Raw genomic sequence first — 23,814 nt, forward strand, 5'->3', positions numbered from 1 at the left:
ATCAGGTTGATAGGTCTGAGGTGGAAGCGTGGTGACACGTGGAGCTGACAGATACTAATAGATCGAGGACTTAACCTTTATTCTAATGTGAAGCTTGAACATTGTTATCTAGTTTTGAGAGAACATTCTCTCCATCAGGTTTGGTGGCGATAGCGAAGAGGTCACACCCGTTCCCATACCGAACACGGAAGTTAAGCTCTTCAGCGCCGATGGTAGTTGGGGGTCTCCCCCTGTGAGAGTAGGACGCCGCCAAGCTTTTTGTTTATATCCTTCCAATGGAAGAAGTTACTTTATCATTCCGCAGTAGCTCAGTGGTAGAGCTATCGGCTGTTAACCGATCGGTCGTAGGTTCGAGTCCTACCTGCGGAGCCATGCTTCCATAGCTCAGTAGGTAGAGCACTTCCATGGTAAGGAAGAGGTCAGCGGTTCGAGCCCGCTTGGAAGCTTTCCTCTAAATTATAATGATTAATGTTTAAGGTTTCTCGATGATGAGAAGGCTTTTTTTGTTTGTTTTAAAATGTTGAACTTGCTCAGTGACAAGTAGACTAATGAAAATGGAATAGATCGATTTTTAAGGAAGCTTTGTATCAATTTTCTACACATTCCTTCTTTTTGTTCTTGATTCTTTAGTGCCTTTCTTATATTCTTACTAAAGTGATGATATCCTCTCTAACAAAAGACTCTGTACGTCCCTCTTCCCCCCCGAAAGTGAAGCATTATTTATTTTTCCTTTCTTCATCTCCAGGTTTGGTTGATCTTCTTTTTCCATGTTCGGTATGTATATAAAAAGGAGTAGATGGTTTGAAAGATTTATTTGTAAAGCAAGAATGGTTTGGGCAAGTGCGTCAGGATGTGCTTGCGGGTATTTTAGTGGCTCTGGCTTTAATTCCTGAGGCGATTGCGTTTTCAATTATTGCGGGCGTTGATCCGAAGATCGGGTTGTATGCTTCGTTTTGTATTGCAATTGTGATTTCGTTTGTTGGTGGACGGCCAGGTATGATTTCGGCCGCTACAGGGGCTATGGCTCTGGTCATGGTTAATTTGGTTGCCGATCATGGATTGCAATATTTGTTTGCAGCTACGATTTTAACAGGTCTGATTCAAATAGTGTTTGGACTCTGCCGAGTGTCTCGTCTGATGAAATTTATTCCGAGGTCCGTGATGGTTGGTTTTGTGAATGCGTTGGCTATTATGATCTTCATGGCTCAGCTTCCACATTTCGTCGGAGAATCAATGGCCATGTATATCATGACAGGTGGCGCCTTGTTGATTATTTATTTATTGCCGATGGTGGTAAAAGTGATACCTTCCCCACTCATTGCGATTATTGTCATGACGATCATTGCTGTATTTGGACATATTGATGTTAGAACGGTTGGAGATATGGGAGAGCTTCCTAGTTCTTTGCCTGCTTTTCTGATTCCTCAAGTACCGTTTAGCTGGGAGACACTTACTATCATTTTTCCTTATTCTTTAGCACTTGCGATGGTTGGTTTACTTGAGTCTCTTTTAACTGCACAGATTGTCGATGATATGACGGAGACGTCTAGTCGTAAGAACAAGGAAGCGAGAGGTCAAGGGATTGCTAATGTGGTTGCAGGATTCTTTGGTGGTATGGCTGGCTGTGCGATGATTGGTCAATCAGTGATTAATACGAAGGCAGGCGGGCGTGGCCGTCTTTCTACCTTTGTAGCGGGTGCATTTCTAATGGTGCTGATTTTTGTACTCGGAGATGTGGTGGTTCAAATTCCGATGGCTGCTCTTGTGGCTGTGATGATTATGGTCTCCGTTGGGACATTTGATTGGAGTTCCTTTCAGCAGCTAAAAAAGAATCCGAAAACAGATTCTATTGTCATGATTGTCACGGTCGTGACTGTGGTGTTGACTCATGATTTATCAAAAGGTGTGTTTGCAGGTGTGCTGCTTAGTGCGATATTCTTTGTAGCAAAAATATCAAAGCTTCATATTACCTCTACAGAAAGCCAAGCGGGTATTTGGGTGTATCGAATTAAAGGGCAAATTTTCTTTGCTTCTGTCACTGATTTCATCCAAGCGTTCCATCAGGAGAAAGATCTCCAAGCCGTTGTGATTGATTTGTCTGAAGCGCGTATATGGGATGAATCAGGCGTGGCAGCGATAGAACGTGTAAAGGAAAAGTATCAAGCAGCTGGTGTACAGGTAGACGTAGTTGGAATGGATACCTCGAGTCGAAAGCTTGTGAAACAGGTGAATGGTTCTTAAAAAGATCTTTCTGTTTGTTACAATAGAAAAGGTAAGAAAGTGAAGGATGGAGGTGGCCGGCATGCTTGTGCGTTTGAACCAAGTGCTCGGCCGGATGATGCCGCTTATTACGCCCATTAGTGTGTTACTCGGTGTACTATTGTCGGCCTATTTAAAGGATTATACGTTTATGGTGCCCTGGGTATTTGCCATGATGACATTTTCAGGGAGCTTGTCATCTACTTTTTCAGCTTTAAAGCATACGGTGATGCACCCATTGCCTTTGATTTTATCGTTTATGATTTTACATGTGCTGATGCCTTTTTATGCCTGGTCAGCAGGGCATTTGATATTTGCGGGTGATTCCATGACGATCACCGGTTTGACGCTTGCGATGGTGATTCCAACAGGTGTTTCTAGTTTAATATGGGCGGCGATGTATAAAGGGAATGTCGGGTTAACGTTATCCATCATTTTAATTGATACATTGCTTTCGCCATTGATTGTGCCAGCCAGCTTGTCACTCTTCGTCGGTACACAGGTCCATATGGACATGGTCGCAATCATGAAAGGGCTGTTTGGTATGGTGGTGCTGCCCTCTATTTTAGGGATGCTCGTTCGCCAGTATGCAAAGCCATCGGTGACGAAAACAATTGGTCAGACCCTGTCTCCTTTTTCAAAATTAGGCTTGTTTGTTGTCGTATCGATTAACAGTTCTGTTGTCGCCCCATATTTGCGTGAACTGGATGTTGCATTTTTTAGCAAAGCAGCGACTGTCTTTTTCATTGCGATGAGTGGGTATGCTTTTGCATGGTTGATTGGAAAGGTGATGAAATGTACTCAAGGGGAGATTGTGGCCATTGTGTATACGGGCGGCATGAGAAATATTAGTGCCGGAGCTGTGCTTGCTATTAGCTTTTTCCCGCCTGCTGTTGCTGTCCCTGTTGTGATTGGCATGCTATTTCAGCAAGTGCTTGCTGCCTTGTTTGGTTTCTTACTCAATCGTTTTGAGCTGAAGGCGCCTGCTGTGACTAAATCTTTATCATGAAAAGACCTCCATCTTATGAGATGGAGGTCTTTTTGCGAATTAATAGATGAGATATTTCTTCCGTTTCTTTTCGAACGATTTGAGGTCGTGATGATAGCGCTTCATGATGTGTTTGACGGAAGTACCTTGATTGATTTCTTCTTTGATCCAACCATTTCCGATGAGTTTATCAAAGCTGCCTGTTTGAAGGAACTGAAAGTCTTTTGGATATAAATCATGTATTGCTTTGATGATGGATAACCCTGTTTTTACCGCTTCGAATGAAGAGCGGTCTGTGACGTATAGCTGCACACCGTGTGATAGCTTACCTGCATGTTTAGAAAAAGTGGGGGTGAATGATACTGGTCTAAATTGTACACCCTTTAGTTTTAACTGATTTAAATAATCTGCTAGTTCGCTGCTATTGATATATGGAGCGCCAATGAGTTCGAACGGTTTTGTTGTTCCTCTGCCTTCAGAGACATTTGTGCCTTCAATTAATCCTGTGGCGGGATATACAAAGGTACTATCCACTGTCGGCATGTTAGGTGAAGGAAGGACGAACGGCAGCTTCGTGTCATCAAACGTCATGGAACGCTTCCAATTTTTCATTTTGATGACTGTGACATCAGCATTGATATGAAACTCTTTGTTAAAGAATTTTGCTAGTTCACCAGTGGTCATCCCATGTCTTAATGGTATTGGATAGAGCCCTACAAATGAAGCGTGCTCAGGTTCTAAGACAGGGCCTTCTACTTTTAGTCCGCCAATGGGGTTTGGACGGTCTAGGACAACAAAGGGAATGTTGTTTTCTTTAGCGGCTTCCATCGCATAAGCCATCGTGTAAATATAGGTGTAATAACGAGCGCCAACATCTTGGATATCAAACAGCAAAACATCTACATCTTTAAGCATATCAGGCGTTGGTTTTCTTGTTTTTCCATAGAGAGAGTAAACAGGGAGACCCGTTTTTTCATCGGTATAGGATTCGACGCCTTCTCCTGCTTGTGCATCGCCGCGCACACCATGTTCAGGCCCATATAGAGCAGTAAGCTTGATATTTGGATGCTCAAATAGGAGATCGACACTGCTTTTCATATTTGCATCAATGCCAGTTGGGTTCGTAATGAGACCGACTCTTTTTCCTTTTAACCATGAAAGGTTGCTTGAGAGTAGTGTTTCGATCCCTGTTTTGACCGTTGCTTTTTTTCCTTTTGTGTCTGTTCGTCCTTGCTCTGCAGGGGAGGCTGCGGTCAATGTGCTCATGATGAGAATGCTTGCGAGTATCAAGCTTGCTGTTTTTTTCAAGAGAATCCCTCCTATTTGATCTGTTTCCCTTTCAAGTTGAGTCCATAGCCGAATGGATACAGGGTTTGATTTGGATGAGTGACAGATGGGATATCCACAGGCAATTTGCCCTTAGGTGATGCAGCGCCAAATATCACTTCTAATCCAGCAGGAATATTTGGCTGATTGAATTGTCCGTTTGAGTAGCCTTTAAAACCGTAAACGGCTAGTAAGGCATCAGCCTCCTCAAAATTTGCCGCATCGTAAGGATTTCTTAGACTCATGATGACCATTTTTTTGTTTTGTGCTGCTGTTTCTTTCATGACAGCACGCGGAAAAGCAGTAGCCCACTTTTTCGGGTCCTGGACATTGTCATCAATCACACCATCATTCACAGCTGGGTCATTTTGGACAACGTAAGAGCCAGTAATCACATAGTCAGCATCTTGAATCAGTTTGGCTGTTTCTTTAGTGAAAGTCTTATCCGCAAACGCATATGATTGGATACGTACAGGTTTGATCCTTTTTTTATTGATCAGAGAGTCAATTGTGACAGACATGGCTTTTGTCTGATCTTCGTAAGGTGCCATGACCAAGATCTTGTCATTCTTTTTAGGCTGGAATGGTAAGGTCTTTTCGTTGTTTTTAAGCAGGGTGATCCCTTCACGTGCCATTTTTTGTTCTGCTTTCCGGTGCGACTTTTTCCCAACGACTTGAGTGGCTTTTTTGATTTTTTTCTCAAGGGTGATGGGTTTCTTGGAAGAAATGATGCCGCGTTTGATCTTCAATTGAAGAATTTTTTCAACAGATTGGTTGATTTGAGACATCGGAATTTCTTTCTTTACAATCGCCTGTTTTACAGCATTGAACACATTCTCTAGGTTTTTTTCTGTTTTTAGAGAGGTGACTGGTGCTGGCATAAGGGCGATGTCGACACCTGCCTTAATAGCCATCACCACGGCTTCTTCCTGCCCAAAGTTATCTGCAATCGCTTTCATATTTAGGGCGTCTGTTACGACAACTCCTTGAAAGCCCATCTCTTCTTTTAATAAGTGTGTGATGACTTTTTTCGATAAGGTTGCTGGAACCATAATGTCCTCGCCATCTTTTTTGCTTTTGTACGTTGTGTGGTCAATGGCAGGGAATTGAACATGAGCGGTCATGACCATATCCGCACCAGCGTTGATGGCTTGTTGAAACGGATAGAGCTCAACCTTTTTTAAACGATCTAGATCATGTTCTACGAGCGGCAAGCCGTAGTGACTATCGACAGCTGTATCACCATGTCCCGGGAAATGCTTGAGTGTCGAAATAGTTTTTTCCTTTTGAAGTCCTTTCATGGTTTGAAGACCGAGCCTAGTGACGAGAGCAGGATCAGAGCTAAAGGAACGGACACCAATGACGGGGTTGTTTGGGTTATTATTCACATCAAGCACAGGAGAGAAGTTTGTATTGATCCCTAGTGCATTTAGTTCTTTGCCGATGATTTTACCTGTGTCGTATGCATTTTTCTTACTTCTAGAGGCACCAATCGACATATTTCCTGGGAAATGTGTTCCCTTTTGTAATCTTGTGACGATTCCACCTTCTTGATCAATTGAAATGAGTAATGGAATGTTCGGTGATGCTTTTTGAAATTCATGAGTGAGTTTGACGGTTTGTTTCGTATCAACGACATTCTCCGCAAATAAGATGACACCGCCTAGATGATATTTTTCAACAAGATGAGACACTTCTTTATTCATCTTTGTTAAGCCTGTAGGTGCAGATTCATCTTTTGTTTGCCAATTGCGAAAGTCTGGCATGAGCATTTGACCTATCTTTTCATCCAGGGACATGTCTTGCACCATTTGTTTTGCGGTTGGAAGAGGGGCAGAGCTAACCTTTTCCGTTGGAATGGAAGAGGTTAGCAGGGCCAAAACCAGAGCAGCGGGGAAAAGAGCTTTTAACATCGAATTCCTCCTTTTACTTAAAAGATTCGTAGATTGCGGTCATGATGCTTCCATAAGTACCAGTTGGGAAAAGGTCACCTTCAAATTGATTTGGGTTGGTTTCAGGTGAAACGACAGGCGAATGTTTCTTATTTGTCAGCAAGACGATACCTAGATTATGTTTTGGATCAATCAATGTCATGGTTCCGGTCCAGCCAGTATGTCCATAGGCTTCGTTACTTGCATATTTTCCAAACATCCATTCCATGTCAGTATGACCGTTTTTTCGCCAGCCTAGCCCGTATGTTGGGTTTGTATCAGAAGAGGCTGTAAAGAGATCGATAGAAGCTTGATCAAAGATGGTGGTTTTTCCATAGCCTCCTTTGTTCAGCATGAGCTGGAGCAGCACGGCCATGTCTGATATGTTAGAAAAAAGTCCAGCATGACCAGAGATACCTGCCATTGAGTAATATGCTTTCTCATCGTGGACTTCGCCTAGCAGGGTGTACCTGCGAATGTTTTCAAAATCAATGACACCATCTCGCGAATTACCTAAACGTTCGGTTGCTGCAAAATGCTTTTGTTTGAATCTTTTTTGCAGTGGATTGAACATTGTATGTTTGAGACCTAGCGGCCGATAGATTGTCGACTCTACATATTGATCAAGAGGCATACCTGTTTTTTTCTCAATGATCATGCCTAACAGCATGTAATCAATGTCACTATAAATGTGCTGGGTGCCTGGTTTGTATTGCAGCGGCACCTTTGGCAGCCATTTCATTGTTGTCTTTCTATCTTGAGAGAAAAAGGAGCCGGCGGCTTCTTTGCTATAAAATAAGACACTGGAAGGGAGTCCGGCAGAATGGGTCAGAAGATCATTTACACGGAGCTGTTCTTTGCCGGTTACCTTTGCATCTGGTTCATCTTTAAAATCTGGCAGGATGGATTGTATTTTTTCGTTCACATCCAGTTTTTTCTCGTAGACGAGCTTTTGCAGGGCATAGTTGGTCGCATACATTTTGGTGTTGGATGCCAAGTCGAACAGTGTATTCTTTTTCATTTTCTTATATGATTTAAGTTCAGTTGTGCCTTCGTATTTTTGCCTGTAGCCATAGGCTTTTTGATGGACGATTTTTCCGTCTTTGATAATGATGAGTGCGGCTCCTGGAAATCCTGCTTTGATGTCGTTTTGAATCATGTGATCAACCTTCCTAAGCTGCCTGGAAGAAAAACCTGCTTGTTCCGGTCGTTTTGCCTTTTTTAAGACGGGATATTCTTCAGGTGCTGTTTTAGACAAAGACGATACAGGATGGGAGCTAGTTGCAAATGTTTGTACGGGTAATCCAAGGAGCATGAGCAGACTTGTTATTAAGAGAAAGTATTTCTTCAAGAGTTAGACCTCCTATTGCTTATTTTTCCTCAAATTCAACAGCCATATCATCATGAAAACCAAATAAGTATGTGAAAATAAATCCAGCGACATATGCAATAAAGAGTCCGATTAAGTAAAGAAGCATTTGATGTGTGTGAACAATAAAGGTTAATGGGAGACCTGATACACCAATCGCCTTCGTTGCAATTTGGAAGTAGGCTTGAAATGCGCCGCCGATTCCAGCGCCAAGACAAGCGGTGAGAAATGGCCGTCCCAGCGGGAGTGTGACACCGAAAATGAGTGGTTCACCAATGCCGAGCATCCCTGAAGGAAGTCCACCTGCAATGGCTCTTTTGAGTTTTTTCTTTTTTGTTTTCATATAAATGGCGAATGCCGCACCGACCTGTCCTGCACCGCCCATAGCGAGAATTGGCAAAAGAGGGTCATCTCCAATGGAATTGATGAGTTCCATATGAATTGGTGTCAGTCCTTGGTGAAGTCCTGTCACAACAAGTGGAAGGAAGGTCGCACCAAGAACAAATCCAGCGAAGATTCCGCCCATATTTAATAGATAAGTTAATCCTGAGGTAATGGCATCAGATATAAATCCGCCGACTGGCATGAAGACAACGTACGTAAAAATGCCTGTAATGAGTAGTGTGATGGTAGGTGTGACGATGATATCAAGTGACTGCGGGACGAAGCGTCTAATTCGGGTTTCCACAAGCGCCATAAAGATGGCGGCTAGAAGAACACCGATGAGTCCGCCTCTGCCTGGTAGAATATTTGTGCCAAATAACATAATATCTGCGGAGGCTGGGTTAATAATGAGGATACCAGCTAAAGCGCCTAATGCAGGAGAGCCTCCAAACTCCTTTGCGGCATTTGTTCCGACTAAAATACCGAGATATGCGAACAAGCCTGAACCAATAACGGTTAAAATGATCGCTGCTTGAGACTTTTCATCGAGCCAGCCTGCTTGCACGATTGCTTTCGTAATTCCTGTAATAAGACCCGATGCAACGAGTGCCGGAATGATAGGAATAAAAATGCTGGCAACCCGTCGTAAGAACAGCTTGAACGGTGTGCGGTTCTTTTGTGAAATGGCTTGCTTGTTTTTTTGTGCTTCATTGTTTAAATCATACGAGCCAGAGGCATTTAGCAGTTGTTCAAACGCACTTGATACTTGGTTGACAACACCAGTACCTAAGATAATTTGCAGCGTTTCTGCCTCAACGACTCCAATGACGCCATCGAGTTCTTTGATTTTTGTGATGTGAACTTGTTCATTGTCAATCGGTGTAATTCGGAGACGCGTCATACAATGTGTATGGGAAGAGATGTTTTCAGAACCACCACAGAGAGAAAGAATGTCTTTCGCCAACTGCTGATATTTCGTTTGATGACTCATGTTGAATCCCCCTTTGATTTTCGTTTCATGGAGCGGATGGCATGTCTTGTCTTGTCAATATATTGCGCTGTCTCTTCATATTGACGGGAAGCTAAGCTGAGGAACAAGACATCAATTAAGTAGAGCTGTGCCATTCTAGAGGAAGTGGCTGCACTGCGAAAAGGTGCTTCATTGGAACCGGACGTCGATAGGTGAACATCACTTAAGGCAGAAACGCTTGTTTGACCAGGATGCGTTAAGGCAATGGTTTTCACTTGATTGTCTTTTGCAAGCTGAAGAGCTTGAATGATGTCTAACGTTTCTCCTGAAAAGGATATACCGAACACGATGTCATTCTTTCCTGCATTTGCGATGACCGTTGATGCGATGTGCATGTCAGTGAAGGCAGTCGCTGCATAATTGATTCTGAGAAATTTCTGCTGGGCATCCGCTGCGACGATGCCAGATGCGCCGACGCCGATAAAATGGATTTGGTTTGCATGCAGCAGTAATTGAACAGCTTTTTCTAATGCATCTGCATTTAAAATAGAAGCGGTGTCCTTAATTGATTGAATCGAGTTTCCTGCTGTTTTTTGAATAATGGATTGAATCGGTTCATCTTGTTCGATATCACGGTAGCCTTGTTTATCGTTGTGCATCAAGTCTCCAGCGATTCGCATTTTTAAATCGTGATAGCCATCTAGCCCGAGAGATTTACAAAGGCGGATGACTGCAGAGCTGCTTGCACCGGCTGCCTGGCTGATCTCGTGTACTGTGCTCTTAATGACTTTGTCAGGATGGGCAAGAATATAGTCTGCAATGATTTTTTCAGATTGGGGGAGCTTTGCTTTCATTGTGTGTAGTAGGGTGAGTCCACCTGCTGACATGAGCTCTGCCTCCTTTAGGATTGATGATGAGAGATGGCTTTGTCGATATGGCCATTCGCTTTGTTGAGTAAATCCTTGGCTGTTTTTTTGTCTGTGTTTGTTTGGAGCATGACGATGGCGGTTTTGACTTCTAAGTCTGCTGCTTCAAGAGTCTTCACGGCTTGTTCATAGGAAGCGTTTGTCACATGTTGAAGGATGGTGATGGCGCGTTCTTTTAATTTATAATTGCTGACTTTTACATCAACCATCAGGTTTTCATATACTTTACCTTGTCTGATCATGACAGAGGTGGAAAGCATATTTAAAATCATTTTATGAGCGGATGCGGCTTTCATTCGTGTTGACCCAGTGATGGCTTCTGGTCCTACAATGACTTCAATGGCGCAGTCTGCCAGCTCGCTAATTTCTGCTTGTTCATTGCAGCTGAGGGCTACTGTTTTTGCGCCGATGGATTTAGCGTAGTTTAAAGCGCCGATGATGTAGGGTGTCCTGCCGCTGGCGGCGATACCGACGACCGTATCTTTTGATGTCAGGTGAATGTGTACTAAATCCTGTTTGCCGGCTTCTTCACTGTCTTCCACATCTTCGGCAGCATGTGAAAAAGCAGAGTCGCCGCCTGCCATGATACCGACAATCACATCAGGTGAGACGCTATAGGTAGGGGGACATTCAACAGCATCCATCACGCCAAGTCTGCCGCTTGTCCCGGCTCCTAAATAAACGAGTCTACCCCCATTTGAAATGGATTCATAGGCGAAGTCACTTGCTGTTTTGACATGTGGTAGGACACGGTTCACTGCTTGAGCGACCTTCATATCTTCTTCATTGATCAGCTGGAGTATTTCGAGCGGATCTGCTTGTGATATTCCCATTGTGTTAGGGTTTCTTGATTCTGTTGTCAAAGAACGCAATTGAGATGGCTGCATGCGACATTCCTCCTTATTTCTTCATTTTCAGTATATTCAGTGTGATATGAAATTTCAACATTATATTTAAATATTGAAATTATATTTCACTCGAAACGTTGTGCTAACTGGAGGTAAATAATTAGAAAATAAAAAAAATAAAAATCCCCTTTACAAAAGGGGGACAACCTGTATATAATAACTTTTGTCAGCTTCACGGAAACAGCAAACTTGACAAACTGGCCCGTTGGTCAAGCGGTTAAGACACCGCCCTTTCACGGCGGTAACACGGGTTCGAATCCCGTACGGGTCACCATGATGTGGAGGATTAGCTCAGCTGGGAGAGCATCTGCCTTACAAGCAGAGGGTCGGCGGTTCGAGCCCGTCATCCTCCACCATATGCCGGTGTAGCTCAACTGGTAGAGCAACTGACTTGTAATCAGTAGGTTGGGGGTTCAAGTCCTCTTGCCGGCACTGTTTTTTCTTTATCAATTCCATATGTGGAGGGGTAGCGAAGTGGCTAAACGCGGCGGACTGTAAATCCGCTCCCTCCGGGTTCGGCGGTTCGAATCCGCCCCCCTCCACCATTTTTGGGCTATAGCCAAGCGGTAAGGCAACGGACTTTGACTCCGTCATGCGTTGGTTCGAATCCAGCTAGCCCAGTTAAGACACCTTTTTCAAAAAGGTGTCTTTTTTTATGTTGGCAGACGGAATGTATAACTATTCAAAATATTGTTGAGTTGAGTCAGAAGGCATCGAGAAAGTAAAATATAAGCATGAACGGAAAGGGGATGTACATATGGGAGATCAAAAGAAGGTCACGATTGTCGGAGTTCCGATGGATTTGGGTCAAATGAGAAGGGGCGTCGATATGGGACCGAGTGCCATTCGGTGTGCAGGCGTAAAAGAAAAATTGGAATCGCTTTCATTTGATGTGGAGGATCTCGGCGATATTTTGGTTGAACAAAGAGATGATGAGAAAGGTTTATATACAAGTGAAAAGCTAAAAAATTTAACGGAGAATGCTGGTGCGAATCAGCTGCTAGCTGAGAAGGTTGACAGTATTGTGCAATCAGGCTCATTCCCGCTCATTTTAGGCGGTGATCACAGCATTGCGATAGGAACACTTGCGGGGGTAGCCAAGCATTATGAAAACTTAGGTGCCATTTGGTATGATGCACACGGTGATTTAAATACAGAGGAAACCTCTCCTTCTGGAAATATACATGGTATGCCGCTTGCAGTCAGTATCGGCCTTGGGCATGCTGATTTAACGAACATTGGTGGTTATTCCCCTAAATTGAAGCCTGAGAATGTTGTTATAATTGGTGCTCGATCCTTAGATGAAGGAGAGCGGGCATTGATTAGAGAGAAAGGCATTAAAGTGTATACGATGCATGAAATAGATCGTTTAGGGATGACAAGGGTGATGGAGGAAGCCATTTCATATTTAAAGGAAAGAACAGATGGTGTCCACCTGTCACTTGATTTAGATGGACTAGATCCAGCGGAGTGCCCTGGTGTAGGAACTCCTGTGGCGGGCGGCATTAGTTACCGGGAGAGTCATCTTGCCATGGAGCTTTTAGAGGAAGCGGGTATTTTGACTTCAGCTGAATTTGTTGAGGTGAATCCGGTTTTGGATGAAAAAAATAAAACAGCCGAGGCAGCTGTTGCGTTGATTGGTTCGTTAATGGGCGAAAAGCTATTGTAGAGCGGGACTTGTTCCCGTTCTTTTTTGTTTTGGAGAAATTTAAGGATATATTAAGGTTTTTACCGGTGGATATGCGTAACACGCTGTCAAAAATTTGTTACACTATTTTTTAGAGGAGAATGAAACCTTTTGGAAAGAGATTCGTATACATAAAGACCGGTGAAGGCAGAGGTTGAATATACTATGGACACAATGATTAAAAAGAGAATTAAGCAAGTGAAAAAAGGCGACCAGAACGCATTTGCAGACATCGTAGACCTGTATAAAGACAAAATTTATCAGCTGTGCTACCGTATGCTTGGGAATGCACACGAAGCAGAGGATATTGCACAGGAGGCGTTTATTCGTGCCTATGTGAATATTGAAAGCTTTGATGTAAATCGTAAGTTTTCTACGTGGCTGTACCGCATTGCAACCAACCTGACCATCGACCGTATTCGCAAAAAAAAGCCGGATTATTATTTAGATGCAGAGGTGGCAGGAACAGAAGGACTGAATATGTATTCTCAAATTGCTGCTGATGGCATTTTGCCAGAGGAAGAGGTGGTGTCTCTTGAATTATCGAGTACCATTCAGCAAAAAATTCTAAGATTACCCGATAAATATCGTTCGGTCATCGTATTAAAGTATATTGATGAACTCTCGTTAAAAGAAATTAGCGAGATTCTGAATATACCCGTTGGTACGGTAAAAACGAGAATACACAGGGGTAGAGAGGCTCTCCGGAAACAGTTGAGAGACCTTTGAGTGAGGTGATTTTGATGAGCTGTCAGGAAAAAATCGTCCTGCTTATGCATCAGTATTTAGACGGGGACATTGAGCCCCAAGACGAAAAAGAATTAAAGAGCCATCTGCAATCGTGTGAGGAGTGCCGTACTCATTTTCAACAAATTGAGAAATCCATCGCGCTTGTGCAGAGTACATCTCATATAGAAGCACCAACTGATTTCACTGCAAAGGTGATGGCAGGTCTTCCAAAGGAAAAAAAGCGTGTGTCGGTTCAAAGATGGATCAAAGCTCATCCGCTGATGGTGGCCGCTGCCCTCTTTCTCATTTTGATGGGAGGCAGTCTGTTTACAAGCTGGAATACCGATCATAATTTCAGTGTGTCGAAGCAGCCGAATCTCGTCGTTGTAAATGATACAGTGACCGTACCTAAAGGGGAAACCGTAAAAGGTGATGTCACTGTTAAAAATGGCAAGCTGATTGTAGAAGGCAAGGTTGATGGAAATGTCACCGTCGTCAATGGGGAACAGCTGACTGCTTCTGCCGGACAAGTCACTGGTCAAATTAATGAAATTAATGAAGTGTTTGATTGGATTTGGTACAAAATGAAATCTACAGCACAAAATGTGATGCGGGTCATTGGACCAGAGGAGCAAAAGTAATCATACGGGTCGAGAGCAGTCTCTTTAGGGGGCTGCTCTTTTTCTATATTATAGGTCAGAATGTATGCGAACTAGCACGCCAGCCATATATGGCAACTGTTTTCCTTGCTGAAACAAAATGTGGTATAATAGCCACGCTATGTATTTACACATAGGCTCTTTTTTTATCAAAAATGCATCAAACGAAGAATAACTGAAAATTCTGGAGGACGAGGAAATGGCTTTAGGGGATATTCCTTTTTTGCAGTACCTCGGTAATGCTGTTGATGTTCTCGTTGTTTGGTATGTGATATATAAATTAATGATGGTCATCCGCGGAACAAAAGCGGTTCAGCTTTTAAAGGGAATTGTGGTCATTGTTCTTGTCAGGATGGGAAGTGCGTATCTCGGTCTTAACACACTTCAATGGCTGATGGATCAAGCGATTACGTGGGGATTCCTTGCGATCATTATTATTTTTCAGCCAGAGCTAAGGAGAGCGCTTGAGCAGCTTGGGCGCGGCCGTTTCTTCTCAAGAAGCGGGACACCTATAGAGGAACAGCAGCAGAAAACGATCGAGGCAATTACAAAAGCAATTAAATATATGGCAAAACGCAGAATCGGCGCGCTTTTGACAATTGAGCGTGATACTGGGATGAATGATTACATAGAGACTGGAATTCCTTTGAATGCAAAGGTGAGTTCAGAGCTGCTCATTAATATTTTCATTCCAAATACACCGCTTCATGACGGTGCTGTCATTATGAAGCGTGATGAGATTGCAGCTGCGGCTTGTTATTTACCGCTGTCAGAAAGTCCTTTTATCTCTAAGGAACTGGGGACGCGACACAGGGCGGCAGTCGGAATTAGTGAAGTGACAGACAGCTTAACCGTCATCGTTTCTGAGGAGACAGGCGGCATTTCTGTCGCAAGAAATGGTGATCTCCACCGAGAATTGACAGAAGAAGCGCTTGAAGAAATGCTGATTGCTGAATTTAGTAAGAACAGCAAAGATGCTTCCTCGACCAAATGGTATTGGAGGGGCAAGAAAAATGGATAAGATTTTGAATAATCGCTGGGCCGTAAAGCTTCTTGCATTGGTCTTCGCTTTATTGCTGTACGGTGCAGTCAATTCAGCGCAAGCGCCCACGCCGAAAAAAATCGGTGAATCCTTTTTCCCAACATCGACGACAGATGAAGCAACTTTAACCGACATTCCTGTTAAGGCGTATTATGATGACGAGAAGTACGTCGTTACTGGTGTGCCGCAAACAGTCAATGTGACGATTAAAGGGTCAACGAGTGCTGTGAAAACAGCAAGACAAACAAAGAACTTCGAAATATATGCAGATATGCAGAATTTATCGACAGGTACCCATAAAGTGGAGCTGAAGGCAAGAGATGTATCAAAAGGGCTCACACTATCGATCAACCCATCTGTGACGACGGTGACGATACAAGAAAAAACAACAGCAGAATTTCCTGTTGAAACTGAATTTTATAATCAAAATAAAATCAAAGATGGCTATTCACCTGAACAGCCTATTGTGAATCCGAAAAAGGTCACAGTCACTGGCTCAAAGGACGTGATCGACAAAATTTCTGTCATTAAAGCATTTGTGAACCTAGAGGATGTCGATCAGCAAATTGAAAAGGAAGCGAGGCTCACTGTGTATGATAGCAGCGGGAACGAGCTGCCAGTCGAATTGAGTCCCTCTGTGGTGAATATTACAGTTCCCATCTCAAGTCCAAGCAAAAAGGTTCCGTTTAAAATAGAGCGGACGGGCAGCTTACCTGACGGGATCAGTATCTCAAGCATTGAGACAAGCCCGAGTGAGGTCACGGTGTACGGCTCTCAAAAAGTGCTGGATTCGCTTGATTTTATTGATGGCGTCAAGCTGGACCTAAGCAAGATCAAAGATGATACGGAGATTGATGCCGACATTCCCCTGCCAGATGGTGTGAAAAAGGTATCGCCCGAAACGGTTAAAATCAAGGTGAAGGTTGCAACAGCTCAAGAAAAAAAGATCGATAATGTACCGATTTCTGTCGTGGGTCTGAGCAAGGATCTCACCTCCGATTTTGTGAGCCCATCTTCTGGACGGCTCTCGTTAACAGCAAAGGGATCAAAAAGTGCGATTGATAAACTAAAGGCTTCAGATCTTGAAGCCTATATCAATGTCGGGGACTTGAACGAAGGAACACATGAGGTCACCATTCAAGTGAACGGTCCTCAAAATGTGACGTTGACATTATCGAGATCAAAGGTCAAAGTGAAACTGACTTCTACTGAGACAGAAGATCAGCCAGCGTCTACGAATGATCGCAAGGATCCATCTTCTGATGACGATGATCAGGATGAGAAGAGTAAAGAAGAATCCACGCAAGATAAAGCAAAGAAAGAATCAAGTCAGAGACAGCGGATCAAAGAAGATAAAAAAGAGGACGAAGCGTCCTCTTGAATGGTAAAAAAGGAGCGATTGAAACATGGGCAAGTACTTTGGAACTGATGGTGTAAGGGGTGTGGCGAATAGCGAATTAACGCCAGAGCTCGCATTTAAAATTGGGAGATTTGGCGGCTATGTGCTCACGAAGGATAAAGAACGTCCAAAGGTACTCGTTGGACGAGACACACGTGTATCCGGTCATATGCTAGAAGGAGCGCTCGTTGCAGGCTTACTTTCAATTGGCGCTGAAGTGATGCGTCTAGGTGTGATCTCAACACCTGGTGTGTCTTATTTAACGAAGGCAATGGACGCAGAAGCGGGTGTCATGATCTCTGCTTCTCACAACCCAGTTCAAGACAACGGAATTAAATTCTTCGGCGGTGACGGCTTTAAGCTGTCTGATGAACAGGAGAATGAAATTGAGCAGCTGATGGATCAGCCGGTCGATCAATTGCCACGCCCAGTTGGAGCGGATCTTGGAACGATGAATGACTACTTTGAAGGAGGTCAGAAATACTTGCAATTCTTGAAGCAGACAGCGGACGAGGATTTCACAGGTATTCACGTGGCGCTTGACTGTGCTCACGGTGCAACCTCTTCTCTAGCGACACATTTATTTGCGGATTTAGATGCTGATGTGTCCACAATGGGAACATCACCAAACGGATTGAATATCAATGATGGTGTCGGCTCAACTCATCCAGAGGCACTTTCTGCTTTTGTGAAGGAGAAGGGTGCAGATATTGGTCTGGCGTTTGATGGTGACGGAGACCGTTTAATTGCTGTCGATGAAAAAGGTGATATTGTAGACGGCGATCAAATTATGTACATATGTGCACGTTATTTGAAGGGTGAAGGCCGATTAAAGGATGACACCGTCGTGTCCACGGTCATGAGTAACCTAGGCTTCTATAAAGCGCTGGAGAAACAAGGCATTAAGAGCATCCAAACCGCTGTTGGTGACCGCTATGTGGTTGAAGCGATGAAAAAGGATGGCTATAATGTCGGCGGTGAACAATCAGGCCATTTGATTTTCCTTGATTACAATACGACAGGTGATGGCATGCTTTCTGCGATCATGCTTGTCAATACACTCAAAGCAACAGGAAAAACATTGTCAGAGCTTGCAGCTGAAATGGAAAAATTCCCGCAGCTTCTAGTGAATGTGAAAGTGTCTGATAAATATAAAGTGGAAGAAAATGAAAAAGTAAAAGCAGTGATTCAAGAGGTCGAAAAAGAGATGAATGGAGACGGCCGTATTCTTGTTCGTCCATCTGGAACAGAGCCGCTTGTACGCGTGATGGCAGAGGCGAAAACAAAAGAGCTGTGTGATGAATATGTGACTCGAATTACCGCTGTTGTGAAAGAGGAAATGGGTATCGAGTAATAGATGAAAGCAAATCGCCAGCGGCGGTTTGCTTTTTTTTCGAATAAACGTCATAAATGGATGGATTTGTACGAATCTTATAAGCGAAGGCAATTTATTGCTGCCTTCATACATAGGAGAGCACATCAAAAGTAGAACGTGACAAGCCTCATCGCATATAGTGTATGGAGGTCTCACTTTCTTGAGCGGGATCACCCGCTAAATTGTGATTGACGGAGGTCAGACCTTATAGTACAATCATCCTTGTGTTACTGGATTTTTATTCTATCAGGAAAGGCAGGGTAGATGTTCAGCAACTCTCTTATAATTATAGCGCCCGAACTAAGCGATCGGACGAAAGATGCTTAGTTGACGAGGATGGAGGTTATCGAATTTTCGGCGGATGCCTCCCGGCTGATCAAAAAAGAGATCACAGCCGTAAGTGTTTCTTTAAAGCAAAGAGGTGACTCTTTGTACAAAGGGAATACACATGATCTCCCAAATTAAACATGTAGAGAGGGACGAAGAAATGTCCCTTCTATTTTAGTAGGCTTTCTTTGTCCCTTTCACATGAACGGGAGGAAGAATATTTATGTGTGGAATCGTAGGTTATATTGGTCAGAATGATGCGAAGGAAATCTTATTAAAGGGTTTAGAGAAGCTTGAGTACCGCGGGTATGACTCAGCAGGTATCGCTGTGGCAAACGAAGAAGGCGTGCATGTGTTCAAAGAAAAAGGACGTATTGCTGAGCTTCGTGAAGTTGTTGATGCAAACGTAGCATCTTCAGCAGGAATCGGACATACACGCTGGGCAACACACGGTGTACCAAGCCATCTAAATGCGCATCCGCATCAAAGTGCTTCTGGCCGTTTTACGCTTGTTCATAACGGTGTCATCGAGAACTATGTACAATTGACACGCGAATATTTACAAGACGTCACACTAAAAAGCGACACAGATACAGAGGTTGTTGTTCAAGTTATCGAACAATTTGTAAGTAGAGGTCTTGATACAGAGGAAGCTTTCCGTCAAACGCTTCTTCAACTAAAAGGCTCTTACGCAATTGCCCTTTTCGATAACGAAAACAAAGAAACAATCTATGTGGCGAAAAACAAAAGCCCATTATTGGTTGGTTTCGGAGAAGATTTCAACGTTGTAGCTTCTGACGCAATGGCGATGCTTCAAGTAACAAACGAATATGCGGAATTAATGGATAAAGAAATGGTCATTGTCACAAAAGACGAGGTGATCATCAAAAACCTTGACGGTGATATCATGACACGTCCTTCTTATATCGCTGAGCTAGATGCAAGCGACATCGAGAAAGGCACATATCCTCACTACATGTTAAAAGAAACGGATGAGCAGCCGCTTGTCATGCGCAAAATCATCCAAGAATATCAAGACGAAAACGGCAAGCTGTCAGTCGCTGGCGATATCGCAAGCGCAGTAGCAGAAGCAGACCGCATTTACATTGTGGCTTGCGGAACAAGCTACCATGCAGGACTTGTCGGTAAACAATATATTGAAGACTGGGCGAAAGTACCTGTAGAAGTCCATGTAGCAAGTGAATTCTCTTACAACATGCCGCTTCTATCGAAAAAGCCGTTGTTCATCTTCCTTTCTCAATCTGGGGAGACAGCGGACAGCCGTGCTGTACTTGTTCAAGTCAAAGAGCTTGGTCATAAAGCATTAACGATCACAAACGTACCAGGATCTACGCTTTCTCGTGAAGCGGACTTCACATTGCTTCTTCATGCAGGACCAGAAATTGCAGTGGCTTCAACAAAAGCTTACACAGCACAAATTGCTGTTCTTGCGATCCTTGCATCAGTTGCAGCCGAATTAAATGGTCAATCTCTTGACTTTGATCTTGTGAAAGAACTTGGGATTGTAGCAAATGCAATGGAAGCCCTTGTCGATCAAAAGGATGAAATGGAACAAATCGCTCGTGACTTCTTCACAGTGACACGTAACGCATTCTTTATCGGAAGAGGACTTGATTACTATGTGTGCCTTGAAGGTTCACTAAAACTAAAAGAGATCTCTTACATCCAAGCAGAAGGATTTGCTGGCGGAGAACTCAAACACGGCACAATTGCTTTAATTGAAGAAGGCACACCGGTTATTGCCCTTGCAACGCAAGAGCACGTGAACCTCAGCATTCGCGGTAACGTCAAAGAAGTCGTGGCACGCGGAGCAAACCCATGTGTCATCTCACTAAAAGGCCTAGAAGACGAAGGCGACCGTTTCGTCCTTCCAGCTGTAGACCCAGCACTTGCACCACTTGCATCTGTTGTCCCATTACAGCTCATCGCTTATTACGCAGCACTTCATCGCGGGTGTGATGTGGATAAACCACGTAACCTTGCGAAGAGTGTGACGGTGGAGTAGGTTTAATTTTTATAATGAAACACCCCTTTGAGAATTTGTTAAAGGGGTGTTTTTTGTTTAGGTTACTATTATTTGCGAATAATCACCATTTTCAAAGCGTTTAAGGAGATTTTCAATCTTTTTTATGGATGTTAATGAGTAACTATAAACTCCAAGCTCTTTTATTAAACAGATGTTCTCTATTTTGTAAATTGGCACTTCACAATTATGTGCTTTACGTTTTATTAAGTCACCTTTAATTAAATAAGTAAACGTATTTTGGGGAATCGAAGGCAAATCCCAAAAATCAAAATCAGCTATTCCTAATTTCTCTATTAGATTTTGTTCGTCATTAATACTATATTGTTGGCCGATATGATTAATTTTATCATGCTGTTCATATTCTAATAACAACTCCATAGTAGACATGAGTTTTAATACTTTTGATGATTCATCGCCATCTCCTAATTGCTTCATAAATCGCTTAATGGCAGGTTCAACATAGAATTGATTAAAATGATATGGTGTTAACTCTTCGAAAAGCCTATATAATATGCTTTCCCACTCACTGTTATAGATGTAGTATTCTCCAAATTCAGGATAAAATAGTTCAGATAATTTTTTTCCATTCTCCAGCTTTATTCGTTTGATTTTTTTTGAATTTTCACCCCATATTTCGGGGTAGATTTCTAGTAATTCATCATCATCAATGCTAAAACTTATACTCATCGAAAAGCAAGCGACGAATAATGGAATATTAATAAATCGAACCACTGTTCATCCTCTAATATTAAATGTTCATACACAATATTTTTGAGTGGAGGGTTATCTGCTAAATGATCTCTATAAATGTTACTTTTTAAAAATTCCCTTTTTCGAAATAAAGGTTGTTCCCGATACATGAATGAACAAAATGAATCAATACAAAAGTCAATTAAATTTATTAATAATGTAGAATCACCTTGGGTTAAATAGGTTAACGTTTTCATATATAAGTCGGTTTCTCTCTCAGGTAGCATTGAACCGTCTTTTTCTAATGTTGCGATTAATAAATTCAAAGATTCTTTCGTATTTAGTAACTGATAGATGTAAACTGGTGAATTATTGTCTAATACGAGATTTAATTTATCTTTGACACCATTCGAAAGTTTGCTTTTTGATATAAGTTCGATAACTTCATCATTTTCTATTAATTCTTCTTCCTTTCCATACATCCAATCATATGCGTTATATTTTACTGTACTTACGTCATGTTCACTTAAATTATCAGTTGGCGAATGTCTGTTCATTATTGAATGGTCATTATTTATTCGTGTAGGTGAGCGTCCATATAAAAGCTCAATTTGTTTATCCATTTCTATTGAGTATTGAAGGCCATAAAAGTCACATAAGTCAGGAATGCTATCAATTAACATATCTAATTCTACATCCATGCAGTATTCTTCTAAAAAATCCAACTCTGAAAAAATCAATTGTTTTATATTTTTTCTAATTTTTGAGTTAAAAGATTCATAAAATATTTCGTACTCCTTAGGAAATATTTCTCGAAAACGTTCCATCGCTTTATAATGAAACACACTAAAGGCGTTTTTGAAGTATTTATCTATTAATTTATATCCGTTAAAAGCCATTCCAATATTTGTGCAACTTACGATATAATCAGGTAAATTATGCAAATCATTATATTGATATTCTTTAGGGTCATTACTCCCCATATCAATACAGTACTGATTGATTTTATACTCTAAAAATTTATAAAGTCTCGGTTGTTTTTGATTTTGTGTTAGATAAATTCTAAGTAAATCAAAGAATCTATCTAAGCTTCCCTTTTCTTGTTCTAAAATATCAATATTCCATATATTATCGTTTTCTGAAAAACTAGTTGTATAATCATCATAATGTTCTATACAACTTTGTATGATCTGTTCACTAATGTTTGAACTACAAGAAGGTGATACATTCTTAAATAGAAACAATAATTGATTATAGAAGGAGCAGCAAGGCAGTAGCTTGGGAATCCATTGTTCACAATTCTCTTTCAAGAAGTCAAGCAGAAAATCTTGTGCTGATGGGTTTATAAAATATATAAAGATATCATCATACTCATCATCATAAACGGTCTTGATCATGGTTTCTTCAAGTTCTCTAAGACTCTCACTTAAATTCTTCGTGTGCGTTTCATTGAAATAATAATGTAAAGAATTTTTGTAGCAGACTTCTACATCCTCTTGTAATGAAGGTGTTGAAGTAATTAGTAGTAAAAAAGCTACAAACTTTGCTTCATTAGATAAATTATCAAAAATATCTCTCCAAAAATCACTTGGACAATCTAAATAATTTAACAATCGATTTAAGTAATCTTCTGGTGTTTCATAACTTTGAGGTTTTTGATCTAAAAATAGTGATAGTACCCTTGGATTATAATTGTCGTGATATACAATCTCATCTGTATGAAGATGCAAATAGTTAACATGCTCATAATTTAGTTTTGAGTAGTAGAGACGACTAAATAAAATACTTGCTTTTTCACTCTCGGAGTATGCTTCCAAGTTGCAAATTAAGGTATAGTTATCAAATACTTTTTTTAGTAAAGGACTTTGATGAATGAGTTGTTGAAGAATATATTCTCTTGTTGTAATAATTAATCTTGTATCATTAGGGAAATTTTCGATATCCTTTATTAACTTAGCTAAGCGTTCTTCTTCTTTTTTATTCTTTTCTTTTTCGAGGATACTTCCCCAGTAATCATCTAAAATAAAAACTTGTATTTGGTGTTCATCTAACATACTGTATATATCATCGATTGAGTATACCCATCTAAATCCGTTTAAATGATTTTGATACAAATGGGCTAAAGCTAGAATTTGAGCGATTGTTGTTTTTCCAACACCTGGTTCTCCGGAAAGTATGATAGTTCGGTTAATGTCCCAATTCGAAACTGCTGATCTATAGACTTTTGAAGGTATAAAAGTTTTTGCTGTTTTACAAGCATCTTTTAATCTATAGGCAGACTCTCTATAAATACGACTATGTAGATATTCTTTTAACAAGTGTTCAAGCACATTTGAATTTGGAATTAAAAGCTTTGGTTGATTAATTATCACTTTTCTGTAAGTCGGCTGTGAAAGGAGTCTGTTCAATTCAACCCTATCTAATATATCGTGTTCAGTCACATTGAATTCTTTAAATAATTCAACAATATCTTTCGTTTGTTGACGTGTTAACTCCATTGATATCCCTAAGATATAGCGATCTGGTTTTAATTTGCGAACTTTTTGTAGGTCTTGCTTTAAAGAATGTATTAAAGGCTTAAAAGATTGCTGAGCATAACGCTTTACTTGTATGACGGTTTCAGTTTTACCGTCTGTATAAAACCATCAATGCCTTGATCTCGCCCCTCTTTAAAGGTTCTAAAGGGAACGTTCTCTCTTTGAGAGACTACATCACATACCAACACTTCAAACTCTAATGGTTGAAGTAATGCATGAAAATCGTAATTAGACAATTTTCTTCTTCCTTTCACATGTTGA

The 23,814-nt window shown here is 41.6% G+C and carries 17 protein-coding genes, 7 tRNA genes and 1 rRNA gene; 17 read left to right on the top strand and 8 right to left on the bottom strand.

Annotated elements, in window-relative coordinates:
* Positions 1-139 precede the first annotated feature (139 nt).
* The 5 genes from rrf to C6Y01_RS15495 all read left to right on the top strand — a co-directional run bounded on the left by rrf (position 140) and on the right by C6Y01_RS15495 (position 3,268).
* A 5S ribosomal RNA gene (gene rrf / locus C6Y01_RS15475) occupies positions 140-255 on the top strand.
* 42 nt (positions 256-297) lie between these two features.
* A tRNA-Asn gene (locus C6Y01_RS15480) sits at positions 298-372 on the top strand.
* Position 373: 1 nt separating this feature from the next.
* Positions 374-446 (top strand) — tRNA-Thr (locus tag C6Y01_RS15485).
* Between the two features lie 355 nt (positions 447-801).
* Positions 802-2,241 carry a SulP family inorganic anion transporter gene (locus C6Y01_RS15490; protein WP_034664447.1) on the top strand — a complete coding sequence of 480 codons (1,440 nt, stop codon included), beginning with the start codon at positions 802-804 and terminating at the stop codon, positions 2,239-2,241.
* A gap of 46 nt (positions 2,242-2,287) precedes the next feature.
* On the top strand, positions 2,288-3,268 hold the full coding sequence (locus tag C6Y01_RS15495; RefSeq protein ID WP_080869583.1) for a bile acid:sodium symporter family protein: 981 nt from the start codon (positions 2,288-2,290) through the stop codon (positions 3,266-3,268).
* 39 nt (positions 3,269-3,307) lie between these two features.
* On the opposite strand, the gene C6Y01_RS15500 is transcribed toward C6Y01_RS15495, so the two are convergent.
* From C6Y01_RS15500 to murQ, 6 genes are read right to left on the bottom strand one after another with little or no spacing between them, the layout of a single operon-like run.
* Complete coding sequence (locus C6Y01_RS15500) at positions 3,308-4,555, bottom strand: exo-beta-N-acetylmuramidase NamZ family protein (protein WP_034664443.1); 1,248 nt, start codon at positions 4,553-4,555, stop codon at positions 3,308-3,310.
* Positions 4,556-4,566: 11 nt separating this feature from the next.
* On the bottom strand, positions 4,567-6,486 hold the full coding sequence (locus C6Y01_RS15505) for a glycoside hydrolase family 3 protein (RefSeq protein WP_034664441.1): 1,920 nt from the start codon (positions 6,484-6,486) through the stop codon (positions 4,567-4,569).
* Between the two features lie 13 nt (positions 6,487-6,499).
* Complete coding sequence (pbp4b, locus tag C6Y01_RS15510) at positions 6,500-7,855, bottom strand: penicillin binding protein PBP4B (RefSeq protein WP_034664439.1); 1,356 nt, start codon at positions 7,853-7,855, stop codon at positions 6,500-6,502.
* Between the two features lie 19 nt (positions 7,856-7,874).
* On the bottom strand, positions 7,875-9,248 hold the full coding sequence (locus C6Y01_RS15515; RefSeq protein WP_034664437.1) for a PTS transporter subunit EIIC: 1,374 nt from the start codon (positions 9,246-9,248) through the stop codon (positions 7,875-7,877).
* Positions 9,245-10,114, bottom strand: coding sequence for a MurR/RpiR family transcriptional regulator (locus C6Y01_RS15520; RefSeq protein WP_034664434.1), 870 nt, complete (start codon positions 10,112-10,114; stop codon positions 9,245-9,247). Before C6Y01_RS15520 ends, C6Y01_RS15515 begins: the two co-directional genes overlap by 4 nt.
* A gap of 14 nt (positions 10,115-10,128) precedes the next feature.
* Positions 10,129-11,040, bottom strand: coding sequence for an N-acetylmuramic acid 6-phosphate etherase (gene murQ / locus C6Y01_RS15525; protein ID WP_106038457.1), 912 nt, complete (start codon positions 11,038-11,040; stop codon positions 10,129-10,131).
* Positions 11,041-11,260: 220 nt separating this feature from the next.
* On the opposite strand from murQ, the gene C6Y01_RS15530 reads away from it, so the two are divergent.
* The 12 genes from C6Y01_RS15530 (at position 11,261) to glmS (ending at position 20,305) form a co-directional block, all read left to right on the top strand.
* Positions 11,261-11,335 (top strand) — tRNA-Glu (locus tag C6Y01_RS15530).
* Positions 11,336-11,341: 6 nt separating this feature from the next.
* Positions 11,342-11,417, top strand: a tRNA-Val gene (locus C6Y01_RS15535).
* Positions 11,418-11,420: 3 nt separating this feature from the next.
* Positions 11,421-11,493: transfer RNA gene (locus C6Y01_RS15540), tRNA-Thr, on the top strand.
* Between the two features lie 28 nt (positions 11,494-11,521).
* Positions 11,522-11,606, top strand: a tRNA-Tyr gene (locus C6Y01_RS15545).
* A gap of 4 nt (positions 11,607-11,610) precedes the next feature.
* Positions 11,611-11,682: transfer RNA gene (locus tag C6Y01_RS15550), tRNA-Gln, on the top strand.
* 136 nt (positions 11,683-11,818) lie between these two features.
* Entirely contained in the window at positions 11,819-12,730 is a 912-nt protein-coding gene (gene rocF, locus C6Y01_RS15555; RefSeq protein WP_034664429.1) for an arginase, read from the top strand.
* 183 nt (positions 12,731-12,913) lie between these two features.
* Positions 12,914-13,477: an RNA polymerase sigma factor SigW gene (gene sigW, locus C6Y01_RS15560; protein WP_034664426.1), complete on the top strand. Its 564-nt coding sequence runs from the start codon at positions 12,914-12,916 to the stop codon at positions 13,475-13,477.
* Between the two features lie 14 nt (positions 13,478-13,491).
* Positions 13,492-14,118 carry an anti-sigma-W factor RsiW gene (rsiW, locus tag C6Y01_RS15565; RefSeq protein ID WP_034664492.1) on the top strand — a complete coding sequence of 209 codons (627 nt, stop codon included), beginning with the start codon at positions 13,492-13,494 and terminating at the stop codon, positions 14,116-14,118.
* Between the two features lie 217 nt (positions 14,119-14,335).
* Positions 14,336-15,157 carry a diadenylate cyclase CdaA gene (gene cdaA / locus C6Y01_RS15570; protein ID WP_060595397.1) on the top strand — a complete coding sequence of 274 codons (822 nt, stop codon included), beginning with the start codon at positions 14,336-14,338 and terminating at the stop codon, positions 15,155-15,157.
* A complete protein-coding gene (locus tag C6Y01_RS15575) occupies positions 15,150-16,559 on the top strand; it encodes a CdaR family protein (RefSeq protein ID WP_106038458.1) in 1,410 nt (469 codons plus the stop codon). The genes cdaA and C6Y01_RS15575 overlap by 8 nt, the downstream gene beginning before the upstream one ends.
* A gap of 25 nt (positions 16,560-16,584) precedes the next feature.
* On the top strand, positions 16,585-17,931 hold the full coding sequence (gene glmM, locus C6Y01_RS15580) for a phosphoglucosamine mutase (RefSeq protein WP_034664420.1): 1,347 nt from the start codon (positions 16,585-16,587) through the stop codon (positions 17,929-17,931).
* Between the two features lie 571 nt (positions 17,932-18,502).
* Positions 18,503-20,305, top strand: coding sequence for a glutamine--fructose-6-phosphate transaminase (isomerizing) (glmS, locus tag C6Y01_RS15585; RefSeq protein ID WP_106038459.1), 1,803 nt, complete (start codon positions 18,503-18,505; stop codon positions 20,303-20,305).
* A gap of 57 nt (positions 20,306-20,362) precedes the next feature.
* Here glmS and C6Y01_RS15590 read toward each other — a convergent pair whose 3' ends face one another.
* Positions 20,363-21,058 (bottom strand): hypothetical protein, encoded by a 696-nt coding sequence (locus C6Y01_RS15590; protein ID WP_106038460.1) that lies wholly within the window; start codon positions 21,056-21,058, stop codon positions 20,363-20,365.
* Positions 21,010-23,514: an nSTAND3 domain-containing NTPase gene (locus tag C6Y01_RS15595; RefSeq protein WP_106038461.1), complete on the bottom strand. Its 2,505-nt coding sequence runs from the start codon at positions 23,512-23,514 to the stop codon at positions 21,010-21,012. Before C6Y01_RS15595 ends, C6Y01_RS15590 begins: the two co-directional genes overlap by 49 nt.
* Positions 23,515-23,814: the final 300 nt, after the last annotated feature.

Origin of the sequence: Bacillus sp. NMCC46 (genome assembly GCF_002998465.1) — a bacterium.
Taxonomy (GTDB): Bacteria; Bacillota; Bacilli; order Bacillales; family Bacillaceae; genus Bacillus.